This window comes from Paenibacillus wynnii (assembly GCF_030812855.1).
GTDB lineage: Bacteria > Bacillota > Bacilli > Paenibacillales > Paenibacillaceae > Paenibacillus_AQ > Paenibacillus_AQ wynnii_A.
This window is the reverse complement of sequence record NZ_JAUSTK010000010.1, coordinates 58,844-83,041: the sequence shown is the minus strand read 5'-3', so window position 1 is coordinate 83,041 and position 24,198 is coordinate 58,844. Positions and strand designations below refer to the sequence as shown.

Below are 24,198 nucleotides of genomic sequence, written 5' to 3'. Positions count from 1 at the left end.
AGCATGAAGCCGGAGAAACGACGTAAGCCTCAGAGATTGCAAATCTTTAAAGAGATCGGTCCCCGGTCTTTCACCTTAACGGCGGCTTGTGGTTTTCTAGTGCTTTTAGCCGTATGGTCGGTGCTGAGTTACAGCGAAGCGGTCAGCCGGACATTCCTACCAACACCGCATCAAGTATTGTTCGAGCTCTTCAGGCTGCTGGGTACAGGTGAATATTGGCATCATATTGGGATTAGCGTGTTTCGGGTAAGTGCCGGGTTTGTGCTTGCCTGTGTGATTGGAATTCCGTTAGGTATTTTTGCAGGTACGTTCAAGTATGGAGAGGCTCTTATCGAGCCGCCAATGGAATTCATTCGTTATATGCCTGCTGTTGCTTTCATTCCTTTGATTATGCTGTGGGCAGGGATTGGCGAGTGGGCCAAAATCCTCCTGATCTTCATCGGCTGCTTCTTCCAGCTGGTACTGATGGTAGCTGATAATACCAGACGCGTATCGTTGGATCTCGTTCAGGCGTCCTTCACGCTGGGTGCAAGTCGTTGGAAAGCGATAGAAACGGTACTTATTCCGGCAATCAAGCCGCAGCTGATGAATACGCTTCGTCTCATCCTTGGATGGGCTTGGACCTATCTTGTTGTGGCTGAGCTGGTTGCTGTTAATAGCGGTCTTGGGTATGCCATTATGAAGGCACAGCGCTTTTTGAATACTGACCAGATCTTTGTAGGAATTATTGTTATCGGCATGTTGGGCTTGATCAGCGACCGCATATTCGCTTTTCTGAACCGCAGATGGTTTCCATGGGCTTAAGGGCTGAACGGACAGAGTAGATAAGAGAAGTGTACATTGGGGGGATGAAGATGAGCCGGGGAATCATTGAGGTTAAAGAGCTGAATAAAGTCTACGAGTCGAACAATAAAACCTTTGAGGCACTGCGCAATATTGATCTAACAGTGAGCGAGAATGAGTTCCTGACCATTATAGGGCCTTCCGGTTGTGGTAAATCCACGCTGCTGCGAATCGTTGCCGGCCTTGAGGATCCCTCTGGTGGAGTCCTCTCTGTTGATGGTGAGGAGATTATTGGCCCTGGAGCGGATAGGGGGATGGTATTTCAGGGTTATACCCTTTTCCCGTGGCTTACGGTGCGTGAAAATATTGAATATGGCCCTAAGCTTAAGGGGGTGCCTATTCTGGAGCGGCGCCGGATCTCCAATCACTTTCTGAAGGTTATTCGTCTGGAGAGCTTCGCCAAATCCTACCCCAAGCAGTTGTCCGGCGGAATGAAGCAGCGCGTGGCCATTGCCCGGGCCTTAGCCAATCGGCCTAAGGTGCTGCTCATGGATGAGCCCTTTGGCGCCTTGGATGCGCAGACGAAGTTGGAAATGCAGGAAATGCTGTTGGAGGTATGGGAGCGGGAAAAGACAACCGTCATGTTCATAACCCATGATATTGATGAAGCTATCTTTCTATCCCAGCGCATTATTGTTATGGGAGCGGCACCAGGTCGCTTCCTGCAGCAGTTCGAGGTATCCTTGCCTGCGGAAAGAACGTCTGAGGTGCGTGAGCATCCGGACTTCCTGGCCCTTAAGCATGAGATTGTGCAGCTGTTGAAACATTGAGCTAGACTGCTTACAAGAATGCTCCGCGAGTCATTTGGCTTGCGGAGCATTCTTTGGTTTAATCAACATATATAGAGAAAAACCCTCTATAAATTTAATGAAATTATCTATATTGGTAGCGTCAAGAAGTTTGTGTATGAGAGTAGAAGTATCTCCTCGGGTATCCGCGACAAATACGGCAAATCATCTGCCTACCTACATGGGTTTCATTATATATAGTTGCACAAAATACACTTATATTTCTCCCTTAGCACACTTTAGGGTGTTTAATTGCACTTTATACACTTATTTTTGGGTATTCCGGGGTTTAACCGGCATATTCGTGTTTTTAGTTGCACAGAGTACATCTATCCATACATCAGATCGCTAAAGGCTAGAAATAAATGTATAAAATACATCTATTTCACTGACTACCTCCGAGTTTTCGGTAGCGTCAAGAAGTTTGTATAAGAGAGTAAAAAGTAGTTTCTCAGGCGTTATTTGTAGGTGTGGTTGTAGTTAGGGGCGGGGGAATCCGGCCCTAACTATAAGGGAATTAGGTGTTTCTTGCCCTTCCTGCCCTTCCTGCACCGGGTACCGTGCTTCAAACATCTCGTTTAGTTTCTTCTTTATTCTAAGTCTATATAGTTATTATTTTAATTATTGACTACCCTGGTCAATAGGCCTACAATGAGATTGACCAAAGTAGTCAATCTATATATCGCGGGGTGAATGTCTTGTTTGCGAAGTTTCTAAATCTGAATCCGGAGAAGCAGGATCGAGTCCTAAATGCCGCCCTGAAAGAGTTCGCGCAAAAGGGTTATCAGAATGCCTCTACCAACGAAATCGTTAAAGAAGCGGAGATCTCCAAAGGCTTATTGTTTCACTATTTTAATAATAAAAAGGATTTGTACCTATTTCTGCATGATCATTTCATGGACATTTTTTTGGAGGAGATACATGCGAAGGTCGCCTGGAATGAAAAAGATATTTTTGATCGATATCGAAATATCGCCCGGTTGAAGTTCGAGTTATATCAAAAGTATCCCGAAATGTTTAACTTCATTAGAGCTGTCTATTCGGAAGACTCCAATGATGTGAGGTCAGAGTTAGAGCGCAGGAAAAAGGAGATCCTTAGTGAGGGCTACAAGGATTTATTTGGCGATGTTGATCTTTCTAAATTTAAAGAGGGAATCGATGTTGAAAAAACAAAAAACATTATCTTTTGGACCATGGAGGGATTTGCTTATCGGTACCAAGATAAGGTGACAGATATCCAGCTGGAACAAATCAACATAGAGGAATTACTAGCGGAATTAGACATGTATAGTGAGGTCCTCAGACAAGGCTTTTATAAGTAGAGACAAAGGGAGGTTTTATCATGAAGAATGTAATAGAAATCGATCATTTAACCAAAACCTACGGTAAGGCTAGAGGGATTACGAACATTAGCTTTAATGTGGAAGAGGGAGAGATTTTCGGCTTTATTGGCCCAAATGGTGCGGGAAAGTCCACTACCATCAGAACGTTATTGTCATTGATTTACCCGACTAGCGGAAGTGCCAAGATCTTTGGCAAGGATTGTATTGAGTTTGCTCCTGAAATCAAGAAAGAGATCGGCTATTTACCTTCCGAGGTGTTCTATTACGACAATATGAAGGTGATCGAGCTTTTAAAGTATTCAGCCAGCTTCTATAAAAAAGATTGCACGAAAAGAATCAAGGAACTCGCAGAAATCATGGATTTGGATCTCACGAAGAAAATTGATGATTTATCGCTGGGCAATAAAAAGAAGGTAGGGATTGTTCAAGGTCTCCTTCATGAGCCCAAGTTGATTATCCTCGATGAACCTACCAGCGGATTAGACCCGCTTATGCAGCAAAGATTCTTTGAACTGCTTGAAGCAGAGCATAAAAAAGGAGCAACGGTACTCTTCTCATCGCATATTCTCACTGAGGTTCAGCGCTTATGTGACCGGGTGGCGATCATTAAAGAAGGGGAGATCGTTGCAGTAGAGAAGATCAGCACCTTGCAGGAAAACAACTATAAGAAATTCAAAATTCATACGAAAGCTAATTTGGATGCGGATTATTTTAATTTGGCGGGTGTAAGCAATTTAGTCGTCAACAACGATACGGTCAGCTTCCTATTTAGAGGCAATCTCAATTCCGTGATGAAGAAGATTTCAGACGTCGAAATTGCGAATGTGTGGATCGATGAGCCGGATCTTGAGGAGATCTTTATGCACTATTATGTAAAGGAGGCCTAGAACGTTATGAATATATTTCTGCACGAATTGAAGGCCTACCGAAAGTCTACAATGATTTGGTTAGTCTCTTTGACTGCCATTATGGTCATGTTCATGTCGATGTTCCCTTCTTTCTCTAAAGATGCTGAGCAAATGACAACATTGCTTAAAGGGTACCCCGAGGCCCTCCGAAAAGCTCTTTCCCTTGATTTAGCCAATTTCTTCACGATTCTAGGATTTTATAGCTATGCTTTGAGTTTTATTGTGCTGGCAGGGGCCATTCAGGCCATGAATATTGGGGTTTCGATTGTGTCAAAAGAGGTGCGTGAGAAAACAGCCGATTTTTTATTAACAAAGCCTGTTACCCGCACGGCAATTGTAAGTGCAAAGCTCGCGGCCGCGTTCGCATCATTGCTTCTTACGAATATCATTTATGGTGCAGCAGCAGTTATGATGGCGACGCAGGTTCAGGTAGAAGATTTCAATGTAACCACGTTTCTATTGCTTAGTCTTACGTTATTTATAGTTCAACTGATGTTCTTGGCCTTGGGAATCGTAATCTCAGTAATGGCTCGCAAAATCAAATCGGTGTTGACGGTGTCCCTTGCGACGGTTTTCTCCTTCTATTTCATTGGGACGCTTGGGGGAATTGCCGACGAACAAACCATACGCTATTTCTCACCTTTTAAATATGTGGATACAGCTTATATCCTTAAGAATTCAGGGTATGAGGTCTCGTATTTGATTGTGGGTGCTGTTCTTATTGCAGTTGCGATCGGTACTAGTTATTACGTGTATTCCAAAAAGGATATCCATGCAGTGTAAAGGAGGGGTTCGTTCGTGAATATATATTGGAAAGAAATGAAAACGTACCGAAAATCTCTGATCTTTTGGAGTATAGGTATATTGTTAATGGTTGTCTCCGGGATGAGTAAATATGCGGGTTTGTCGTCATCAGGTCAATCCATGAATGATTTGATGGCAGATATGCCTAAAGCCTTGAAAGCCATAGTGGGCGTTGGAGACTTGGATTTAAATTCGGCTAGCGGTTACTATGGGCTGCTGTATCTTTATTTGTTGTTAATGGCTACGATTCATGCGGCTATGCTGGGAGCCAATATCATTTCTAAGGAAGAGAGAGATAAAACCTCGGAGTTTTTATTTGTAAAGCCGGTCTCCAGAAATAGCATCATAACCTCCAAGCTACTTGCGGCACTTACGAATATCGTTATTTTTAATTTGGTGACGCTCATTTCATCCATCCTCATAGTCGGGCAGTACAGTAAAGGGGAAGCAATTAACGGGGATATTGCCATTACAATGGTCGGACTGTTCCTCTCCCAGCTTTTATTCATGAGTATCGGGACTGGTATTGCCGCGGTTAAAAGAAAACCGAAAACAGCGGGATCGTTATCAACGGGGATTCTTCTGCTTACGTTTATCCTATCGGTGGCCATTGATTTAAATGAGCAGATTGAAGGTCTGAAGTACATCACGCCGTTCAAATACTTTGAACCTAAAAATGTGATGTATGGCGGAGGGCTGGATCCTGTATTCGTTGTGTTGTCGGTAGGGATGATTGTGGCACTTTTCTTTGTAACCTATGTGTTCTTCAAAAAAAGAGATTTGAATGTGTAAATAAAAAACAGGGTGCCTGTCCCGGTGAGGGGAATGCACCCTTTCGTATTTCTAATGTTGTCCCATATCCATTTTTTTGAAGATATCTCCGCCTGGGGTCATATTCATACTTGAACTGCTGGCTGAAAAAAACAGGATGATAAAGAGAACCGATGCTACTGCAACTACTCCTGAATACATCAACATTTGTTCCTTTTTAGGCAGCTTGAGATTATTTTTGAGGATAAAACTAATAAATGAAATCACGATACCCATCGGGATTAGATAAGCTACATACATTGGACTTTCTTTAAAATGTGATATGCCTCCGCTGATCATCCCTATCCCCAGTGCTAGAGTGAGAGATAAGGTAATAAGCTTAACGCTTTCAGCCGCGTTCATTTTGTGGTGATTAATAACAATTTCATTAAATATGGACCCTGCTAGAAACAAACTTAAACCAATGATCAGAATAATGGAATATCTTACGGCGTTAAAAGGCATCAGTACAATTCCGCTGGAGGTCATCCCAATTCCTAAAAAGTAGATTACATAGACCAAATACTTGTAAATCATGTTTTTCATATGTGTTATTAGCTCCTTTAGGTCATCTATAAATATATTTTATAAGTTAATTGTGTGGAATGTATGTGCTTTGGCGAATATCGAAAAAAGCGCTCTTTCAAGGTGGGGGCCTCAAAAGAACGCTTTTTATGCTGCGAAATTATTACAAAGCTTTACCCACAATACTTGTACCGCTCTTCGTAATGGAATACGTTACAACCTTACCGCTCCAGAAATGGAACTTCAGAATGACTTCACCGTCGTGAACCTCGCTCCAGAAGTTTGGAAACAGTTTGATTTCATTCGTAGCATAGGAAGGCTCGAAGGTGTACCCGAATTCCTTAAAGGCCGTCCAGTTTTGTGGACCCGCATTTCCTCCCGATGCATATACAGCCTCCATAGTGGCGAGCTGATCTCCGTTAAAGGTCGTTGGAACCGCGAAGGAAGCAGTTGTGCCTGTTGTGTTACTCATCGCAGGTGTATCTGATACGATGACTTTGAAGTTCCAGTCCGTACCCTTATTGAATTCGGCAGTTAATACGGCATTCACGCCTAGTTGACCTGATGTAGTAAGTTGGTTAAGCAGACTCGCCTTGAGGGTCAGAACCTCACCGTTCAATTCATAGTCTTTGCCCTTATGAAGAGTCTTTCCATCTTTCAATCGAAGGACGGTCAGCTTATTGCCATTCAGGTTTAGATTGACGTTAGTATTCTGTATCTCTGCTCCTTTAGTCAGGTAGATGAGATCGGATTCTGCGTTTGCCGAACGGCCTTTCAAGCTTGCCATCAGAACATTGTACAACTCTGGGTCAGACCACTTGTAGGTGGTCCGGTTAAAGTGCTGGCCGTTATCCCACAGCATGGAGGTAATGTCCTTCGATTCAAGGTATTGGGATAAGAACTCGAAAAATTTCAGCTTTTCTCCTTGTTCAATAACCCCGGTATTTCTGTCGAATCCAAGTAAGCCGTATTCACCCACGATAACTGGAATTCCTCTAGCGACAAAAGTATTGTAGACCTTATCGAACGTTTGAATGATATCGTTTTTGGTGTCTTTTTCAAACGTGGTGTAGCCGGCAATATTCACACTAAAAGGCCAGAAGCCGTAATAATGCACAGTGGCAATCAGATTCGGATCGTTCAGCATGGTTATGCTTTTGTAAAGCTCATCTAATCTGGCTTGTTCAGGAGATGTATATAACGTTGGGAGGACTAACGGCCGAACCGCATTTAATCCACCCGATTTTCTAACGATTTCATGAAAAGAAACATTAAGCTCCCCCAGCATCTGGGTCATCTTGGATTCATCAACGGTTCCGCCTTCACTGAAGCGAGGCTCGTTAATGCTCTCGAACATTAGCTTGTCGGGGTAATTCTTGAAGCGGTCGGCAATCTGGGTCCAGGCTGATTTATAACGCGCAAATACGATGTCGTGATTCTTCTCCATGGAGCTTACCCACAACCAGGAGTCATGGTGGAGATTGATCATTACGTAAAGATTGGAATCGAGCGCCCAGCCGACAACTTCCTGTACACGGTCGAGGTAGGCGGGGTCAATGGTGTAGCCAGGGGCAGGGCCTATATGTTGATCCCAAGTGATTGGAATTCGAATACTCTTGTAGCCTTGTTTGGCGATCTGTTGGATCAACTCTTTGGTTACCCGTGGATTTCCCCAGGCGGTTTCATCTGCTCCTACGGCGTCCAAAGTATTCCCAAGATTCCAACCTGGTTGCATGTCGTCCACATAGGATTGAAGTTTGCTTTGTGGAGTGCTGCTGGCTTTTTGATCGTCTCCTGGAGCGGCTGAGGCAACGGTTGAGAACAGAGAGAGAAGAAGGGTGGTAACTACAGTAAGTATAAAAGATTTGGTTGTACGCTTAGTCATTGTATTCTCCTTTTTGGGTAGTTTTGAATACTAAAACCTTGCGAATGCTGAGCCGTTCCACAGTGATATAATGCAGTACAAATTGTGTACGGCTTACTTGCTTTACGTGTTCACCTCCCGCATCCCTTGAGTTGAAAGCGCTTTCCTAATATAGGCTAACATAGGTTTTTGATGGAGAATACCTTAAAAATTGGTGGGAAAAACAGGTATAAATCAGTGATTTTAATTAAAATGTGATATTGAAAGTTTGGAGTTTCTTACTAGAGGGTAATAGGTGACATGGTAATTTTTGTAGTTTGATTTTTAAATTTGTCTTGATAGGGCGTCTCTTTGGATTGGTGTTGAATTTTTTGAAAAATTCCTCTTACCAAACATAGCGGCGCTCTTTTTTTGTCGAGAAATAGAAACCTGAGGGGGAAGGTGAACACATGCAATATAAAAAGCTGTGGGCTTGGTTAGCAGTTGTCTTTATCGGTTCTTTCGCGGTACTTTTATATTTTGGGGGACGTATCTACCAGGAAAAGCCGCCCATTCCGACTCAAATCGTTACGGATGCCGGAGAGGTGATTTATACCAAGAGTGATATCCAGGAAGGGCAGAATATCTGGAAGCGAATGGGCGGTCAAGAGGTCGGGAGTGTATGGGGGCATGGCGCTTATGTTGCACCTGACTGGACTGCGGATGGTCTTCATCGTGAACTGGTATTTATTTTGGATAAATGGGCTATGGAGAAGTATGGCGCTGTGTATGACAAAATATCCGAAGAACAGCAGCTATTGCTTAAACTGCAGTTGAAGAAAGAAATCCGTACCAACACATACGATAAATCAAAGGATGAAATTGTAGTTTCCGCCACCCGAGCGGAAGCGATAAATAACGTTAGTGACCATTATAACAAAGTTTTTGGCGATGACCCTAGTCTAGCGACTTATCGAGAACAAATCGCTCTGCCGGCGAATTCTATAGAAAGTCTGGAAGATCGCCGCAAAATTGCAGCTTTTTTCTTTTGGGCAACTTGGTCAACATCAACGAATCGGGAAGGAATGGATGTCACCTATACGAACAATTGGCCGGGAGAAGAGTTAATCGATAACGAACCCTCCCATTCACTGCTTATTTGGTCGATCTTAAGTGTGATTCTGCTTCTTGCGGGTGTTGGTGGAATGGTCTGGTATTATGCCGCGCTGCGTGGTAAAGAAAATCATGAGGATGAGGGGATTGCCCCCGAGAAGGATCCTTTATTAAATATTAAATCTACTCCATCTATGAGAGCTACACTTAAGTATTTCTGGGTAGTTGCTGCGCTCATCGTTGTCCAGGTCGGCTTAGGAATCATTACTGCACATTATGCGGTAGAAGGAGGTTCCTTTTATGGAATTCCTATAGCAGAGTGGTTCCCTTATGCGGTTACTCGGACGTGGCATCAGCAGCTGGGGATTTTCTGGATTGCTACGGCATGGCTTGCTACAGGTCTTTATATCGGCCCAGCCATTTCAGGCTATGAACCCAAATATCAACGTTTTGGTGTGAATTTCTTGTTCGTTTGTTTATTGATCATTGTTGTTGGTTCCATGGCTGGTGAATGGTTAGCTGTAAAAGGGTATATCGGCAGCTTATCGCATAACTTCTATTTTGGGCATCAGGGGTATGAATATATAGATTTAGGTAGAGTATGGCAGATCTTCTTAGCCGTCGGATTATTCCTCTGGTTCATTCTTATAGCGAGAGCCATTTGGCCTGCGATCCGGAAAAAAAGTGAAGACAGACATATGCTGGGTTTATTCCTCATTGCTTCCGTAGCCATACCTATCTTTTATATGCCGGGTTTAATGTGGGGACAGAACACGCACATGAGTATTGTGAGTTATTGGCAATGGTGGGTCGTTCATCTTTGGGTGGAAGGATTCTTTGAAGTATTCGCTGCCGTTGTCATTTCCTTCTTATTCTCGAGAATGGGTCTTATTCGTACCTCAACAGCTACCTCAACTGTTTTATTCTCGACTGTTATTTATTTAGCGGGAGGTATTATTGGCACATTTCATCACCTTTACTTTGCGGGTACACCGGAGGGCGTACTTGCATTCGGGGCTGTTTTCAGCGCGCTGGAGGTTGTGCCGCTATTGTTGATCGGCATGGAGGCTTATGAGAACTTGAAGCTGGGACGAGCCAGAGTATGGGTTGCACGTTACAAGTGGCCCATATATTTCTTCGTTGCAGTATCTTTTTGGAACCTGTTAGGTGCGGGCATTTTCGGATTTTTAATCAACCCGCCTATTGCTCTTTACTATATGCAAGGACTGAACTTAACCGCGTTACATGCACACATGGCACTTTTCGGAGTGTACGGTATGCTGGGTATAGGATTGCTGCTGTTCTGTCTGCGAGGTTTAACCGGGACAAAACCTTGGAAAACAAAGCTGCTTAGCTTTTCCTTCTGGTCTTTAAATATTGGTTTGTTAACCATGGGCTTGCTAAGCCTGCTGCCTGTTGGAATACTGCAGACTTTAGCAAGTATGGAACATGGCATGTGGTATGCTCGTTCGACAGAGTTCCTTCATCTTGGCTATATGCAGAAGCTCGTCTGGATGCGTGTGATTGGGGATACGATTTTCTCAGTAGGCGTTGCCGGTTTAGTCTGGTTCATCATTGGGCTGAAGACAGGGAAATCGTATGTTAAGGATACTCCTTCGGACTCCGTTCATAAGAATAGACAATAGAGTTCGAAAAATAAGAAGTAGGCGGAAAGTAACCCTGCTTCTTTTCTCTTGGGTTTCAGTCTATGCCGATAAGCAGTCTCCGAATCAAGAAACGCCGGGCCTAAACTACTATAATTTCTACCTTATCACTTGCGCAACTGAGGGTTATACTGTTACTGTTAGGTATTGGATGTGAAATAGAAGGGGATTGAAAAGAATGGAAAACGAAGAATCAAGATACGAACTGCCGGAAAATTATGAGGAACTAAAAAAAGCCGCCAACCGCACTGCGGATTGGAAAGCACGTTTGGCTGCAGTTGAAGAGTTGGGCCAGTGGAAGAACAAACAAACTATTGATATCCTGACGCGCTTAGTGACGAGCGATCCTGTATATACCGTTCAAGAGGCAGCGTACCTTAAGCTGAAAGCATTTGGCGAAGAGATCGCAGCACCGTCGAAGAACAAACCTGAATTGGTTAAAGGCGTATCCAAAATCGTATTGAGAATTAAGAAGAGTCTCCCAAAAGATCATACGTATGAAGAGTTCAAAGAGAAGCTGAAGAAGATGCGTGTGGACGTATACGACATCTACGAAGGCGAAAAGGGCGCTGATTTTGACAAGTGGCTGCAAAAGATCTGGGAAGACGCTCCGGCAACCGGCAGAAGATAAATCCAGATCAGCCAAGTAATTAGAGATCACAAATGCTGGATGGCATGTGAAGCAATTAGAACCTCTCTTTAACTAGAGAGGTTTTTTTGCTGGTTACAGTAAAGAATAACCGCTACAACCACCGCCCGAACCACCGACTGAATCACCGATGAAACAAGTGTTTCAATCACCGCCCCAACCGCCGGGAAACAAGCATTTCAAATATTCAACCAACTCAATAACCTTCTGAACAAACGTCTCTACAAAAATGTCAACAACCGCCAACATTTCCAGCCCAACCGCTGTCCGAAGTCCCCCACGCAACTAGCATATCAACACCTAATTACCGCCCCAACCGCCCCAACCAACTACTGTCCAATGACCACCGCAGGTCGTCCCGTGGCCATCGATTTAATTAGAATTTTTCATTTGATTGGCGTTGTAGTTGCGTATGGTACCCAAATAGATGATCTATAGAAATTAGAGGGATTTTCTCCCTCTAATCCTCACGAAAGAGGCCACATTGATGATTTTGAGGGAAATACTCCCACTAAATCGGCGTAAGGTACCAGAATAGTAGGTTTTGAAAGAAATTAGAGGGAATTTTTCCCTCTAATCCTCATGAAAGAGGCTAAATCGATGAATTAGAGGGAAGTTTTCCCACTAAATTGGCGTGTTGGCGGCATACGTAGGTAGCCTCGTAAGGCATCAGAATAGTCGTAATTGCAGCAACGAGGCTAGATTCTATACGAGCCAACATACGCTACCTTGCGCCGAATTCCCCACCTTTTTCCATCGAAATCTTGACTCCCAATTCTGTATATGTTATATAAAAAGAGGAATTAGCACTCTGATTACTTGAGTGCTAATTCCTGGACAAGCTGCCTAATAAGCGCAGCTACATAACTTTTTCTCAGCCACCATCTTATTTCCCTATATTGAAAGGAGAATTAACCGATCCATGGTAAAAAAAGAGTTCAAAGCCGAATCGAAACGAATGCTGGAAATGATGATTAACTCCATCTATACCCATAAGGAGATTTTCCTGAGAGAGCTTATTTCCAATGCCAGCGATGCCATCGACAAAATCTACTACAAGGCATTATCCGATGAGCAACTGGTGTTCAATAAAGAGGATTATTACATTAAAGTCACTGTAGATAAGGCCAACAGAACTTTAACAATCTCCGACACAGGTATCGGGATGACTAAGGAAGATCTGGACAATAACCTCGGAATTATCGCCAAGAGCGGCTCCCTGGCCTTCAAGAAAGAAAATGAAGCCAAAGACGGACATAATATCATTGGTCAATTCGGAGTGGGTTTTTATGCTGCTTTTATGGTGGCGGACACCGTTACTGTAACAAGTAAAGCTTTGGGTAGTGATGAGGCCTTCAAATGGGAATCCCAAGGTGCAGACGGTTACACCATTGAGCCGACTGAGAAAGCTTCCGTGGGAACCGAGATCGTACTGACAATCAAGGAAAACACCGAAGACGATCAATATGATGAGTACCTCGAAGAATACCGCCTGAAGTCGATTATCAAAAAATACTCCGATTTCATCCGCTTCCCGATCAAAATGGACGTAAAAAGCCAGCAGCCGAAAGAAGGCAGCGAAGATGAATTCGTAGAAGTTACCGAAGAACAAACCGTCAACAGCATGGTGCCGATCTGGCGTAAAAATAAAAGTGAGCTGACTCCCGAAGACTACAATAACTTCTATATGGAGAAGCGTTACGGCTTCGACAAGCCACTTAAGCATATTCATATCAGTGCTGATGGTGCCGTAGTTTACAATGCAATCCTGTTCATCCCGGAGAATACTCCATACGATTATTACACAAAGGAATACGAAAAAGGGCTAGAGTTGTACTCCAACGGTGTGCTCATCATGGACAAATGTTCCGACCTACTGCCTGATTACTTCAGCTTTGTTAAAGGTATGGTGGATTCCGAGGATCTGTCCCTGAATATCTCGCGTGAGATGCTCCAGCATGACAGACAATTAACGTTGATCGCCAAGAACATCAAGAACAAGGTTAAAGGTCAATTGCAAAGCTTGTTGAAGGATGAGAGAGAGAAATACGAGCAATTCTATAAATCCTTCGGCAGACAGTTGAAATTTGGCGTGTATAGCGACTATGGCGTTAATAAAGAAACTCTGCAGGATTTGCTGATGTTCTATTCATCCAAGGAGAAGAAACTGGTTACTTTGGACGAATACGTATCAAGAATGCCGGAAGATCAGAAGTATATCTACTATGCATCCGGGGAGTCAATCGAAAGAATCGAGAAGCTACCGCAGACCGAAATGGTGTTGGATAAAGGATTTGAGATTCTGTACTTCACGGACGATATCGACGAATTCGCGATCAACATCATCATGAATTATAAGGAAAAAGAGTTCAAATCCGTATCCAGCGGCGACCTTGGCATTGAAACCGATGAGAAGGATAAGCCTACTGAAGCGGAAGAAAATGAGAACAAGGATCTTTTTGAATCCATGAAAAGCATCCTGTCCGGCAAGGTGACGAACGTTAAGGCATCTAAACGCCTGAAAACCCATCCGGTATGCCTCTCCACTGAGGGTGAGCTGTCCATCGAGATGGAGAAAATCCTCAAGGCTATGCCTAACGCTCAGGATGTAAAAGCGGATAAGGTGCTGGAAATCAACATTAATCATGAGGTGTTCCAGTCCCTGAAAAATGCACAAGCGAACGATAAAGAAAAGTTGGGCTTGTACACGAACCTGTTGTACAATCAGGCGCTCCTGATCGAAGGCTTGCCTGTAGGCGATCCTGTAGAATTCACGAATGATATTTGCAAAATCATGGTGTAAACTAAACTAGCGAAAAGATCGCAAGCATAAATAACCCGTATGGCCTCGTGCCCATGCGGGTTATTTGTTTTTTTGTAAATCCGTAATAAAAGGTCACTGCCACCCAGATAAGGATATGATACCTTACTGGTAAAGTGTGGGAGGTGGATTGGTGGGATGGAGACTGGTGGAATGGAGACGGTAACCTACTCCTTATATGGAGATAGCCCAGACAGCCATAGATATTATGACGATGCAGCCGCATTTACTGAAGAAGTATTGAATCAAATGAGCGAAGAAGATGGGATCGAAGAATTTAGCCGTTATATGGCTGACAGAAATCTGAAGCCTATGGGAGCCGAAATATATAAGTTGGAGTTATTAATGATCGGTGTGTTGTGGAGGGTCTATGGCAACATCGAATTTAATCTGGACTCATTTGGGAAGCTGATCGGATGGCTACGGGCCTCCGGGGAGTTCGAGCAAGAGAGTCAAAGAATGACGATCTGGTATGATTTTTTGAAAGGCAAGCCTCGGAGAGAAGTTGAACACAGACTGTCAAAAGCAATGAAGCTGGCGAACTGGTTCGATAAGAGAAGCGAGGAGACAATAGGCCGTTACACGCTCCATGTGAATTCGTTTATTGATAGCCATCGCCTAAGCCTGACAGGGAAGAAAAACCTGATTTTCTGCACGCGCGAGCGGGTCGAATATCATTTAAATATGGTGGGTGCAGAGATCATGAATCGGACGTTCAGGAGCGCATTTTTAGAAACCAAGGAAAAAAGAGTGTTTCTTCCGATTTGTATGAGACTGAAATCTAATGAAGCCTGCAGAGCTGTTCCGATGGAGCAAGGCCTTGTATGCAGAGGCTGTTCGAATGACTGTCAGGTGAACACGATCACGAAAATGGGGAGGGAACAGGGTTATAAAGTATTGATCATTCCGCATGCTTCCACGGCGTTTGGACAGCAGCATATGGCAGACGGAGAGGTAGGGATTATTGGGGTTGCTTGTGTGCTGAATCTGATCTCCGGAGGTTATAAAGCCAAGGAATTAGGTTACGAGCCCCAATGTGTGCTGCTGAATTATGCAGGCTGCATCAAGCATTGGCATAAGACAGGGATCGTGACAAGTCTTGATCTGGAACGATTGCAAATTCTGCTACTGACTGACCCTACAGTTTCTCAATCAGATCAAACATCTACATCTGAAGGCGGATGTTAAATCGGCTTCCAGACGGTTCAGGCTGTTCAACAGTTCAGAATATAATGAAGCTAGATTTGAAGAATTAGCGGATGTGCGGGAGGGATATTATGTCTGTGCTAACAGTAACAAATTTAAGGAAATCGTACGGGACAGTGAAGGCCGTGGAGGATATCAACTTTACGGTAGAAGCTGGAGAGGTTTTTACTATTATTGGGCCGAATGGAGCGGGAAAAACAACAACGCTGGAGATGATTGAAGGATTGCAGGAGCCGGATGCAGGTGCTATCTCCATAAACGGGCTGACCTGGAAGAAGGATGAGAGTGAGATCAAAACCTTGATTGGTGTACAGCCGCAATCGGGCGCATTATTCGAATTGCTGACCGCTGAAGAAAATCTGGACTTATTCGCTTCCTTTTATCCTCGGTCAAGGAAAACCAGTGAAGTGCTGGAGATGATTAACCTGACGGAGCATCGCGGTAAACGTGTGAAGTCGCTCTCTGGCGGACAACGGCAGCGATTGGCTATTGGTCTGGCGATGATTAATGATCCGCGGGTTATTTTTCTGGATGAGCCTACAACAGGCCTCGACCCCCAAGCACGCCGCAATATATGGGACATCATCATGAAGCTGAAGGCACTTGGCACCACCATTATATTGACCACGCATTACATGGAAGAGGCTGAGAAGCTGAGTGATCGCGTCTGCATTGTAGACCAAGGTCATATTATCAGCCTGGACACACCAGCTGCCTTAATCAGTAGATTGACTCAGGAACGTGAGATGCGGCTGTCGTTCCACGATGGAGAGGAAGCAGCCAGCCAAACCGAGAAGGCTATCCAAAGTCAACCCGATATCGTTCGTATGGAGCGGGATGGAGCCAATTTGACGTTATGGTCGGTGAAGCCGGAGCAATCATTATATGATTTACTCGGGTTTACCAAGGAGCAGGGCTACCGAGTAGAACATGTATCCATTCGCGAGATGAGCCTTGAAGACGTCTTTATTGCCTTTACAGGCAAAGAATGGAGGGACTGAGAATGAAGATTGGCAACCAGCTAATGAAGCTGTTCCTGGCACAATTGAAAACGATGTTTCGGGAGAAGCAGGTTTGGTTCTGGAATTTATTTTTTCCGGTTATTCTGATGGTGATATTCATGGTTATTTTTGGAGGTGGAGACAGCAGCGACTTCAAGGCAAAGGTGGCGTTGGTGAAGCCGCAGTCGAATGCCGCTGCCGACTCGTTCGAAGCGGGACTTAGAAAAGTACCCGTGTTCGAATGGAAGACGGAGCAAGCCGTCAGCAGTGAACAAGCAGATACATGGATTAAGGATAAAGATGTGGATGCTGTCATCATTCTTCCTGAGAGTGAAGAGGCCGGTGATATTCAGTTAATCGTTAATACCGAGAATGAGAATAATGCCACATCTCAGGCCGTCAGGGGAATATTGCAGCAATATGTCCAGCAAGCCAGCTTTGCTGCCGCAGGGGTTGAACCTGCCTTTCAACTACAGTCTTCTGTAGTATCCGGAGGGGATGAGGACCTAAGCAGCGCAGACTTTTTATTAACCGGAATGATTGCCCTGTCGGTTGCCCAAGCGGGGCTGTTCGGTATGGTTGATATGGTTGAGCTGCGCAGAACGGGTCTGCTTAAACGCCTTCGTCTGACTCCGATGCGCATGGGACTGTACGGAGTTGGAGGGATGATGGTCCGTTTTATTCTGAGCTTTGTACAAATTGTACTCTTAAGCTTGATTGGGGTATTCGGATTCGGAGCGAACCTGCATATGGACCTTCCAACGTTAATTGTGGCTTTCTTTGTAGGGGTGCTTGCGTTTAATGCACTGGGGTACTTATTCTCTTCCTTCAGTAAATCCATCGAGTCCTACATGGGGCTGGCCAATATCACTAGCTTTTTGATGATGTTCCTAAGCGGGATCTTCTTCGCAACCAGCGGATTACCGGATTGGCTCAAGCCTGTTACTCAAGTGATTCCGCTTACCTATTTCGTGGAAGGCATGCGGGACGGAATGGTATACGGATCCGGATTTCTCACCTCTACCTTCTGGAGCGGAATGGGAATATTAGCACTGTGGGGTGCAGGCGCCTTTGCACTAGGTGCGTTTATTTACCGAAAAGGCAAGGTGGAGGCTCGTTGATTTTGCAGGTGACGTTATAGTGATTGTTAGATGAACTGGGGAATGAAGAGTGAAGGGACCGCTACCTATTATGAGATGGCGGTCTTTTGACGTACATAGAGCAGTATTCCGTTTCCGATTTCAATTCAATCTGTGATACGATACTGAAAACGGTGTTAAGGGAGTGGTTGTCCGAACATGAATCCGAATTGGAAAAAGAACATTGTGCTATTTCTCGCCAGCCAGACGATATCCTTATTTGGCTCCTCGCTGGTTCAGTATGCCATTCTTTGGTATATTACCTTAAATACGCAATCCGGTGTTATGATGACGATTTCCATTATATGCGGATTTTTACCGACGTTTTTCCTATCTCCGTTTGCGGGAGTTTGGGCGGACCGCTACAACCGTAAAATGCTCATTATTTTATCGGATTCTATTATTGCCGTCTCCACGTTAATTCTGGCGATATTGTTCCTCATGGGCTTCGATGCCATGTGGCTTCTTTTTGCAGCTTCTGCCTTGCGCGCGCTCGGTGCCGGAGTCCAAACGCCGGCTGTAGGCGCATTTATTCCGCAGCTTGTCCCAGAGGACAAACTAACGAAGGTAAGCGGTGCCAACGGTAGTATTCAGGCGTTGGTGATGCTGTTATCCCCTATGCTGAGCGGCGCATTGCTTACGGTGGCATCCATTGAGGCCATATTTTTTATCGATGTGATTACAGCAATCATTGCCATAGTGACTCTGATATTATTCCTTCATGTACCGGTTCATGCTAAGGCAGCTCAGAAGCAGGCTTTAAGTTATATAAGTGACCTGCGGCAAGGCTTTGCCTATATTAAGAGTCATCCTTTTATCAGAACCTTCTTTATCTTCTGTGCATTTTTCTTTATTCTCGCTGCACCTGTTGCTTTTCTAACTCCGCTGCAGGTTACACGATCATTTGGGAATGATATTTGGCGGCTTACGGCCATTGAGATAGCTTTTTCCATAGGGATGATGAGCGGCGGGCTGATTATGGCCTCTTGGGGTGGATTCCGCAATAAAGTACATACCATGACACTTTCCAGTCTGGCTATTGGGGCAGGGACTTTTGCGCTTGGGCTTATTCCTGTCTTCTGGATTTATCTGTTGGTCATGGGTTTAGTGGGTCTGGTGATGCCGATGTTCAATACTCCCTCTACGGTTATGCTGCAAGAGAAGGTTGATCCTGACTTTCTGGGCAGAGTATTCGGGGTGCTAGGGATGATTTCTAGCTCAATGATGCCGCTGGGTATGCTGGTGTTTGGACCTATGGCCGACTTTATCAAGATCGAATGGATGCTTATCGGAACAGGAGCCCTGCTCTTCATACAAGGATTTTTTCTATTGGGAAGCAAGGTACTTATAGAGGCTGGAAAACCCGCTTCCAAGCTGGAAAGAGAGGGTGCTGAATCTTGAGCAACCACGTAACGGGGATTCCCCATCAAGAAACATGGAAGAAGCTCGAACCGGTGCTTAAAGGCTGGTCAAGTGATTTGAAATATGATGTCGAGAGCGAGGATGGCCAAAGGCTGCTCTTGAGGCTGTCCGGCATAGAACAATTTGACGCAAAGCAGGCGGAGTATAACAGGGTTAAGGTTATCAATCAGCTAGATTTTGCGATGTCGCGGGCTATTGATTTTGGTATATGCAACGAGGGCAAGAATACGTATATGCTGCTTACTTGGGTAGAAGGACTTCCGCTAGAGGAATGCCTGTTGTCCTTACCTGTAACAGAGCAGTATCAGTTGGGGATTCAGGCTGGTCAGATTTTAAAACGAATACATTCCATACCGACCCCGGCTAAAAATCCCGGTTGGGAGCAGCAATTGCGCACCAAAGTTCTCTCCCGTGTAGAGGAGTACGAAGGCTGTCCGTACCGGGTAACGGGGGATGAGACTGCCATTGCTTTTGTCAAAGAGAATATAGGACGGCTCAGCCATATGGGGGAGGTCTACCGCCATGGGGATTACCACATAGGGAACTTGCTGTACACCGATCAAGGGCAAATTGGAGTCATTGATTTCAACCGCTGTGACAGTGGTGATTATGTAGAGGAGTTCTATAAGCTGCAGTCCTTTGACCGGGAGTGGAGTATTCCTTTGGCGAGAGGTAAAATCGACGGGTATTTCGAAGGCGCTCCCCCTGACGAGTTCTGGACCAGACAAGCGCTTTATGTGGCGTATGCTTCGCTCTTTTCCATCGTATGGGCGATTCCGTTCGGAGCTTCTGAAGTAGAGGGTATGATAGACAGATGCAAAGTAGCCTTTGAAGATTATGAACATTTTAAAAGAGTCATTCCACGCTGGTATGCAGAGGGTTCAGAAGGTTCAGAGGATCCATACAACCACTAAGGGGGCTGTTCATCATGTCGATCTCAACAACAATAATTATCCGGCTCGAAATACGCAAATCCATAACGTCCTTCGGGCATGTTGCCTCCAAAATTGCCACCGCCGGCGGAGATATAGTGGCCATTGACGTCATTCGTGCAGGCAAGGATGTGACGACTCGGGATATTACGGTGAATGTGCTGGATGCGGGGAATGAAGATGTGGTAAGCGAATTGGCTGAGATGGCCGGGATTAAAGTGATTAACGTCTCTGACCGTACCTTTCTGGCACATCTCGGCGGCAAGATTGAGGTTACCCCCAAGATGCCGATTAAGAACCGGGAGGATCTATCCCTGGTGTATACGCCTGGTGTGGCCCGTGTCTGTACGGCTATCGCTGAGGACCCGAGCAAAGCCTACTCGCTGACCATGAAACGGAATACGGTAGCGGTTGTAACGGACGGTACGGCCGTGTTGGGTCTGGGTGATATCGGACCGGAGGCGGCGATGCCGGTGATGGAGGGAAAGGCGATGTTGTTCAAACAACTGGCAGGCATCGATGCTTTTCCACTGTGCCTGAATACGAAGGACCCGGATGAAATTGTGAGCATCATTAAAGCTGTTTCGCCTGGATTTGGCGGCATTAACCTGGAGGATATTTCTTCCCCGCGCTGCTTTGAAATTGAACGGCGGCTTGCCGCTGAGCTGGACATCCCTGTCTTTCATGACGACCAGCATGGTACCGCTATCGTTGCTTTGGCGGGTCTGCTGAATGCCCTTAAGGTGGTTGGCAAGTCTATAGCTACAGTCCGAATTGTAGTTGTCGGTATCGGAGCAGCGGGAGTGTCTATCTGCAATTTGCTGCTGGCGGCGGGTGCCAGCCATATCGTGGCTGTGGATCGGGAAGGCATACTTCGGCGAGGGGTAGAGTATTCCCATGCAGAATGGCTTCGGCTGGCAGAGGTGACCAATCCGGAAGGATTGGTTGGCGGTTTGACGGAAGCAATCAAGGGTGCAGATGTGTTCATCGGAGTATCCGGCGGTGGTGTTCTGACAGTCGATCATGTGAAAAGTATGGCTAAGGGCAGCATCGTGTTCGCGATGGCTAACCCGAATCCGGAGATTGAGCCTGAATTAGCGGAACCGTATGTCCGGGTTCTGGCGACCGGCAGAAGTGATTTCCCGAATCAGATCAATAATGTTCTGTGTTTCCCGGGGATTTTTCGCGGGGCGCTGGATTGCAGGGCCCGAACCGTGAATCTGGAAATGAAGCTGGCTGCAGCCAAGGCTATTGCTTCAGTTGTTCATGAGGATGAATTGAATGAGCAGTATATCATTCCGAGTATTTTTAACGAGAAGGTTGTGGAGCAAGTAAGAATAGCCGTAATTAAAGCGGCGATTGCAACAGATATGGCACGGCGTATACCAAAGGATTTAATATCATAGATAGAAATGTAGGGTGAAGGAATGGTTTTGCTAGGGGCGTTAGTGAATGGAATCACTGTAATTGTTGGTACCTTATTAGGACGGCTGCTGCGCCGTATTCCGGAAAGCATGAAAGAAACGGTCATGAACGGAATCGGCCTAGCCATTGTCGTTCTAGGTATACAGATGGGTTTTAAGAGCGAGAATTTCCTTATTGTTATCCTTAGTCTGGTAATTGGTGCTGTTATCGGGGAACTCATTACTCTAGAGGATAAATTCACCTCTGCAGGTCAGTGGCTGGAGAATCGAATCGGTTCCAATGAACCGGGAAGTATCTCGCAGGGATTTATAACCGCCAGCTTGGTTTTTGTGGTAGGGGCGATGGGTATTCTGGGTGCTTTAGATAGCGGCATCAAAGGTAATCATGACATTCTGTACACGAAGGCGATTATGGATGGATTCATAGCGATTATATTAACGACTACCTTGGGAGTCGGCGTGTTATTCTCAGCCATTCCTATTCTTGTCTATGAGGGCTCTATTGCAATGTTAGCCACACAGATTACCCGGTTTGTTCCCGAGGCTTTACTGGGTAATTGTATCAGTGAATTGACGGCTACCGGTGGTATCATGATTGCTGCTATAGGCTTGAATTTGCTCGGAATCACCAAAATCAAAGTAGCTAATCTTCTTCCGGGAATAATAATAGCCGTATTATTAGTTACTGTACTGTTTGCATTCCAACAATAGAAGCGAAAGGGAGCTTTAGTCTAAATGGAAAAAGAATATAAGAATTGCCAGAGCTGCGGCATGCCGCTTGCTCGTGACGAACAACGCGGCGGGACTGAGGAAGATGGCAGTAAAAGTAAGAAATATTGCAGTCACTGCTACCAAAGTGGTGAGTTCACCCAGCCCGATCTTACCCCGGAAATGATGAAAGCAAGAGTTCAGCAGAAACTGGTTGAATTCGGTTTTCCTAAGTTCATGACCGGATTCTTTACACGTAATATTCCAAAGCTTGAGCGGTGGACAAAATAACTGCTTGTACGAGGTGGTAGAACCTGTTCCTGCGAGTGTCCTCTCAACTAATCTAGAAATTCTGTCGATATAATGATCAGAATATCTATGGAATAGGAGAATGGGGATATGACATTCATGATAAGGGACAACGCTAGAAAATACCCGAAGCTTCATAAGCTGGTAGCCTTCACAGCAGGCCTGCTGCTCTCCTCGAATATATTGCTGATCCATCCTGTGAGTACCTCGGCTGCCGGTCGAAATGAGCCAAGCGGATGGGCGACCGAAGAGGTTACCAAAGCCTATGCACAGAACCTTGTTCCTTATGGTCTTATGAGTAATTTTCAGAACGCAATTACAAGAGCGGAGCTAAGCCAGATTGCTGTTCGTTTATATGAGAATATGACGGGACTCAAGGCAGTCATGCCTGCCTCGAATCCGTTTAAGGATACGAAAGATGACAATGTCTTAAAGGCGTACGCGCTTAACATAGTCGGAGGAATGGGCAACAATAGCTTTGCGCCGAATGAGCCTGTCACCCGTGAGCAAATTGCGGTCATGTTATATAACACGCTTCAAAAGGCGGGTATAGCTGATAGATTGAAGAGTAGCAGTCCACCTGCATTCACGGACGCAAGTGCTGTGGCAAGCTGGGCGGGTAGTGCTGTGAACAAGCTGTCCTCCAGCGGTATTTTACAAGGGACGGAGTCCAAGGGAGGGATAGCGTTCCAACCGAAGGCTAAAGCATCGCGTGAGCAAATCTTCGTGTTGGCTTTTCGGATCTATGATCTCTATGGGCCGGTCTTTGTCAGAAATGAACATGAGCTGCTGGAGGCCGTCGAGCAATCAGTCAAACCCCTGCTCTTTCAGGATGACCGTACGAAAAAGATCTATGAGGAATCGGCACGGGTAGCTGCAGATATTATCAAGCCGGGCATGAGTGATATGGAGAAGGAGATCGCCATCCATGACTATATTATTCTTCACACCGCTTACGATTACGACAACTATCTGAAGGATACCTTGCCGGACGACGTGTTCAGCGCCTATGGTGTCCTGTTCAACGGAAGTGCCGTATGCCAAGGTTACGCCTATACAGCACATCTGCTGCTGGAGCTGGCCGGTATAGACTCAGAGATTGTGATTGGAACGGCGGACGGTATAAGCCATGCGTGGAATAAAGTGAAAATTGACAATGAGTATTATAATTTGGACGTTACTTGGGATGATCCGGTTCCAGATGAAAAGGGAAGATTAATATACAGTTACTTCAACGTTACGGATAAGGAGCTGATGAAGGATCATATCTGGGAAACAGCGAAGTGGCCTGAAGCAACGGCGATATCAAAAAATTATTATGAGTATAAAGGTCTTGCTGTGCACAGCGCCGGGGAGCTAAAGGATAGGATTGCCAAGACCATTGCAGCCCATGAGACGGAGTTGGACATCAAACCTGCTTACGAGGGAGATGCGCTGGCTGATCTTACTGCTGCAATGGCCACGAGCCAAGTGTTATCCGGTTATTCATATTCATATAATGGCATGTCGCTTTCGCTTAAATTGGAATATCGTTAGGCAGTGAAAGGCCGCTCCGTAGGAGTGGCTTTTTTTGGCGTGGGACATACAGGATTATCAATTCATCGGAGAGAACAGTTTAAGCGTTTAAGTGTACTTCGTACAACTAAAACAGCTAACTTACCCCAATCACTTAGTATAGTTGCACAATGTGCAATTATATCTTTGATACTCCACGATAATGCCTCCTTTGCCCAATTTTAATTGCACTTAATACAACTAAGGTCCTGCGAGAAATGTTTTTGCACCAAGTAGATGTATAAAGTACAACTAAATCAAGATCACCCCCAGGCCCAGCCATACTTTTGAGACTTATTTCGCCTCCGTAACTCATTTCTACCTACCCAATTTAAAAGTATAATCTCACCTGCTTAAATTAAGAATTCAAGATGATTCGATAAGACCCAAGT

General features: G+C 45.1%; 21 protein-coding genes. 18 read left to right on the top strand and 3 right to left on the bottom strand.

What is annotated here, in order from left to right:
- The first annotated feature begins 3 nt into the window (after window positions 1–3).
- From J2T20_RS12270 to J2T20_RS12245, 6 genes are all read left to right on the top strand, one after another.
- Window positions 4–804 carry an ABC transporter permease gene (locus tag J2T20_RS12270; protein ID WP_307588685.1) on the top strand — a complete coding sequence of 267 codons (801 nt, stop codon included), beginning with the start codon at window positions 4–6 and terminating at the stop codon, window positions 802–804.
- Between the two features lie 50 nt (window positions 805–854).
- Window positions 855–1,613 carry an ABC transporter ATP-binding protein gene (locus J2T20_RS12265; RefSeq protein WP_307588684.1) on the top strand — a complete coding sequence of 253 codons (759 nt, stop codon included), beginning with the start codon at window positions 855–857 and terminating at the stop codon, window positions 1,611–1,613.
- Window positions 1,614–2,329: 716 nt separating this feature from the next.
- Window positions 2,330–2,953 carry a TetR/AcrR family transcriptional regulator gene (locus J2T20_RS12260; RefSeq protein ID WP_373457789.1) on the top strand — a complete coding sequence of 208 codons (624 nt, stop codon included), beginning with the start codon at window positions 2,330–2,332 and terminating at the stop codon, window positions 2,951–2,953.
- Window positions 2,954–2,973: 20 nt separating this feature from the next.
- Window positions 2,974–3,861: an ABC transporter ATP-binding protein gene (locus J2T20_RS12255; protein WP_307588680.1), complete on the top strand. Its 888-nt coding sequence runs from the start codon at window positions 2,974–2,976 to the stop codon at window positions 3,859–3,861.
- 6 nt (window positions 3,862–3,867) lie between these two features.
- Complete coding sequence (locus J2T20_RS12250; protein ID WP_307588678.1) at window positions 3,868–4,665, top strand: ABC transporter permease subunit; 798 nt, start codon at window positions 3,868–3,870, stop codon at window positions 4,663–4,665.
- A gap of 15 nt (window positions 4,666–4,680) precedes the next feature.
- Complete coding sequence (locus J2T20_RS12245; protein WP_307588676.1) at window positions 4,681–5,478, top strand: ABC transporter permease subunit; 798 nt, start codon at window positions 4,681–4,683, stop codon at window positions 5,476–5,478.
- Between the two features lie 51 nt (window positions 5,479–5,529).
- Here the strand turns inward: J2T20_RS12245 and J2T20_RS12240 are convergent, their stop codons facing one another.
- Window positions 5,530–6,042 carry a hypothetical protein gene (locus J2T20_RS12240; RefSeq protein ID WP_307588675.1) on the bottom strand — a complete coding sequence of 171 codons (513 nt, stop codon included), beginning with the start codon at window positions 6,040–6,042 and terminating at the stop codon, window positions 5,530–5,532.
- A gap of 142 nt (window positions 6,043–6,184) precedes the next feature.
- Window positions 6,185–7,906 (bottom strand): cellulase family glycosylhydrolase, encoded by a 1,722-nt coding sequence (locus tag J2T20_RS12235; protein ID WP_307588673.1) that lies wholly within the window; start codon window positions 7,904–7,906, stop codon window positions 6,185–6,187.
- 428 nt (window positions 7,907–8,334) lie between these two features.
- On the opposite strand from J2T20_RS12235, the gene J2T20_RS12230 reads away from it, so the two are divergent.
- A complete protein-coding gene (locus tag J2T20_RS12230; RefSeq protein WP_307588672.1) occupies window positions 8,335–10,623 on the top strand; it encodes a nitric-oxide reductase large subunit in 2,289 nt (762 codons plus the stop codon).
- 196 nt (window positions 10,624–10,819) lie between these two features.
- Window positions 10,820–11,272: a HEAT repeat domain-containing protein gene (locus J2T20_RS12225; RefSeq protein WP_307588670.1), complete on the top strand. Its 453-nt coding sequence runs from the start codon at window positions 10,820–10,822 to the stop codon at window positions 11,270–11,272.
- A 162-nt stretch (window positions 11,273–11,434) separates the two neighbouring features.
- On the opposite strand, the gene J2T20_RS12220 is transcribed toward J2T20_RS12225, so the two are convergent.
- Window positions 11,435–11,575, bottom strand: coding sequence for a hypothetical protein (locus tag J2T20_RS12220; RefSeq protein ID WP_307588668.1), 141 nt, complete (start codon window positions 11,573–11,575; stop codon window positions 11,435–11,437).
- A gap of 637 nt (window positions 11,576–12,212) precedes the next feature.
- Here J2T20_RS12220 and htpG point away from each other — a divergent pair.
- The 10 genes from htpG to J2T20_RS12170 all read left to right on the top strand — a co-directional run bounded on the left by htpG (window position 12,213) and on the right by J2T20_RS12170 (window position 23,788).
- Window positions 12,213–14,093, top strand: a complete 1,881-nt coding sequence (gene htpG, locus J2T20_RS12215; RefSeq protein WP_307588666.1) for a molecular chaperone HtpG — start codon at window positions 12,213–12,215, stop codon at window positions 14,091–14,093.
- A 156-nt stretch (window positions 14,094–14,249) separates the two neighbouring features.
- Window positions 14,250–15,299: a DUF116 domain-containing protein gene (locus tag J2T20_RS12210; protein ID WP_307588665.1), complete on the top strand. Its 1,050-nt coding sequence runs from the start codon at window positions 14,250–14,252 to the stop codon at window positions 15,297–15,299.
- 89 nt (window positions 15,300–15,388) lie between these two features.
- The gene (locus J2T20_RS12205) at window positions 15,389–16,318 is read left to right on the top strand and encodes an ABC transporter ATP-binding protein (RefSeq protein ID WP_307588663.1); all 930 of its coding nucleotides are present in this window, start codon (window positions 15,389–15,391) and stop codon (window positions 16,316–16,318) included.
- A 2-nt stretch (window positions 16,319–16,320) separates the two neighbouring features.
- Window positions 16,321–17,439, top strand: coding sequence for an ABC transporter permease (locus J2T20_RS12200; RefSeq protein WP_307588661.1), 1,119 nt, complete (start codon window positions 16,321–16,323; stop codon window positions 17,437–17,439).
- A gap of 177 nt (window positions 17,440–17,616) precedes the next feature.
- Window positions 17,617–18,858 (top strand): MFS transporter, encoded by a 1,242-nt coding sequence (locus J2T20_RS12195; RefSeq protein WP_307588659.1) that lies wholly within the window; start codon window positions 17,617–17,619, stop codon window positions 18,856–18,858.
- Entirely contained in the window at window positions 18,855–19,793 is a 939-nt protein-coding gene (locus J2T20_RS12190) for an aminoglycoside phosphotransferase family protein (RefSeq protein WP_307588658.1), read from the top strand. The genes J2T20_RS12195 and J2T20_RS12190 overlap by 4 nt, the downstream gene beginning before the upstream one ends.
- Before the next feature lie 14 nt (window positions 19,794–19,807).
- Window positions 19,808–21,217: an NAD-dependent malic enzyme gene (locus J2T20_RS12185; RefSeq protein ID WP_307588656.1), complete on the top strand. Its 1,410-nt coding sequence runs from the start codon at window positions 19,808–19,810 to the stop codon at window positions 21,215–21,217.
- 21 nt (window positions 21,218–21,238) lie between these two features.
- A complete protein-coding gene (locus tag J2T20_RS12180) occupies window positions 21,239–21,946 on the top strand; it encodes a DUF554 domain-containing protein (protein ID WP_307588655.1) in 708 nt (235 codons plus the stop codon).
- A gap of 24 nt (window positions 21,947–21,970) precedes the next feature.
- Window positions 21,971–22,234, top strand: a complete 264-nt coding sequence (locus J2T20_RS12175; RefSeq protein ID WP_307588653.1) for a zinc ribbon domain-containing protein — start codon at window positions 21,971–21,973, stop codon at window positions 22,232–22,234.
- 108 nt (window positions 22,235–22,342) lie between these two features.
- The gene (locus J2T20_RS12170) at window positions 22,343–23,788 is read left to right on the top strand and encodes an S-layer homology domain-containing protein (protein WP_307588651.1); all 1,446 of its coding nucleotides are present in this window, start codon (window positions 22,343–22,345) and stop codon (window positions 23,786–23,788) included.
- Window positions 23,789–24,198 lie beyond the last annotated feature (410 nt).

What these genes read in the sequence shown, in the direction of transcription:
- J2T20_RS12270 (WP_307588685.1), top strand. Translation starts at nt 4, where the DNA reads ATGAAGCCGGAGAAACGACGTAAGCCTCAGAGATTGCAAATCTTTAAA.
- J2T20_RS12265 (WP_307588684.1), top strand. Translation starts at nt 855, where the DNA reads ATGAGCCGGGGAATCATTGAGGTTAAAGAGCTGAATAAAGTCTACGAG.
- J2T20_RS12255 (WP_307588680.1), top strand. Translation starts at nt 2,974, where the DNA reads ATGAAGAATGTAATAGAAATCGATCATTTAACCAAAACCTACGGTAAG.
- J2T20_RS12250 (WP_307588678.1), top strand. Translation starts at nt 3,868, where the DNA reads ATGAATATATTTCTGCACGAATTGAAGGCCTACCGAAAGTCTACAATG.
- J2T20_RS12240 (WP_307588675.1), bottom strand. Translation starts at nt 6,042, where the DNA reads ATGAAAAACATGATTTACAAGTATTTGGTCTATGTAATCTACTTTTTA.
- J2T20_RS12235 (WP_307588673.1), bottom strand. Translation starts at nt 7,906, where the DNA reads ATGACTAAGCGTACAACCAAATCTTTTATACTTACTGTAGTTACCACC.
- J2T20_RS12230 (WP_307588672.1), top strand. Translation starts at nt 8,335, where the DNA reads ATGCAATATAAAAAGCTGTGGGCTTGGTTAGCAGTTGTCTTTATCGGT.
- J2T20_RS12225 (WP_307588670.1), top strand. Translation starts at nt 10,820, where the DNA reads ATGGAAAACGAAGAATCAAGATACGAACTGCCGGAAAATTATGAGGAA.
- htpG (WP_307588666.1), top strand. Translation starts at nt 12,213, where the DNA reads ATGGTAAAAAAAGAGTTCAAAGCCGAATCGAAACGAATGCTGGAAATG.
- J2T20_RS12210 (WP_307588665.1), top strand. Translation starts at nt 14,250, where the DNA reads ATGGAGACTGGTGGAATGGAGACGGTAACCTACTCCTTATATGGAGAT.
- J2T20_RS12205 (WP_307588663.1), top strand. Translation starts at nt 15,389, where the DNA reads ATGTCTGTGCTAACAGTAACAAATTTAAGGAAATCGTACGGGACAGTG.
- J2T20_RS12200 (WP_307588661.1), top strand. Translation starts at nt 16,321, where the DNA reads ATGAAGATTGGCAACCAGCTAATGAAGCTGTTCCTGGCACAATTGAAA.
- J2T20_RS12195 (WP_307588659.1), top strand. Translation starts at nt 17,617, where the DNA reads ATGAATCCGAATTGGAAAAAGAACATTGTGCTATTTCTCGCCAGCCAG.
- J2T20_RS12185 (WP_307588656.1), top strand. Translation starts at nt 19,808, where the DNA reads ATGTCGATCTCAACAACAATAATTATCCGGCTCGAAATACGCAAATCC.
- J2T20_RS12180 (WP_307588655.1), top strand. Translation starts at nt 21,239, where the DNA reads ATGGTTTTGCTAGGGGCGTTAGTGAATGGAATCACTGTAATTGTTGGT.
- J2T20_RS12175 (WP_307588653.1), top strand. Translation starts at nt 21,971, where the DNA reads ATGGAAAAAGAATATAAGAATTGCCAGAGCTGCGGCATGCCGCTTGCT.
- J2T20_RS12170 (WP_307588651.1), top strand. Translation starts at nt 22,343, where the DNA reads ATGACATTCATGATAAGGGACAACGCTAGAAAATACCCGAAGCTTCAT.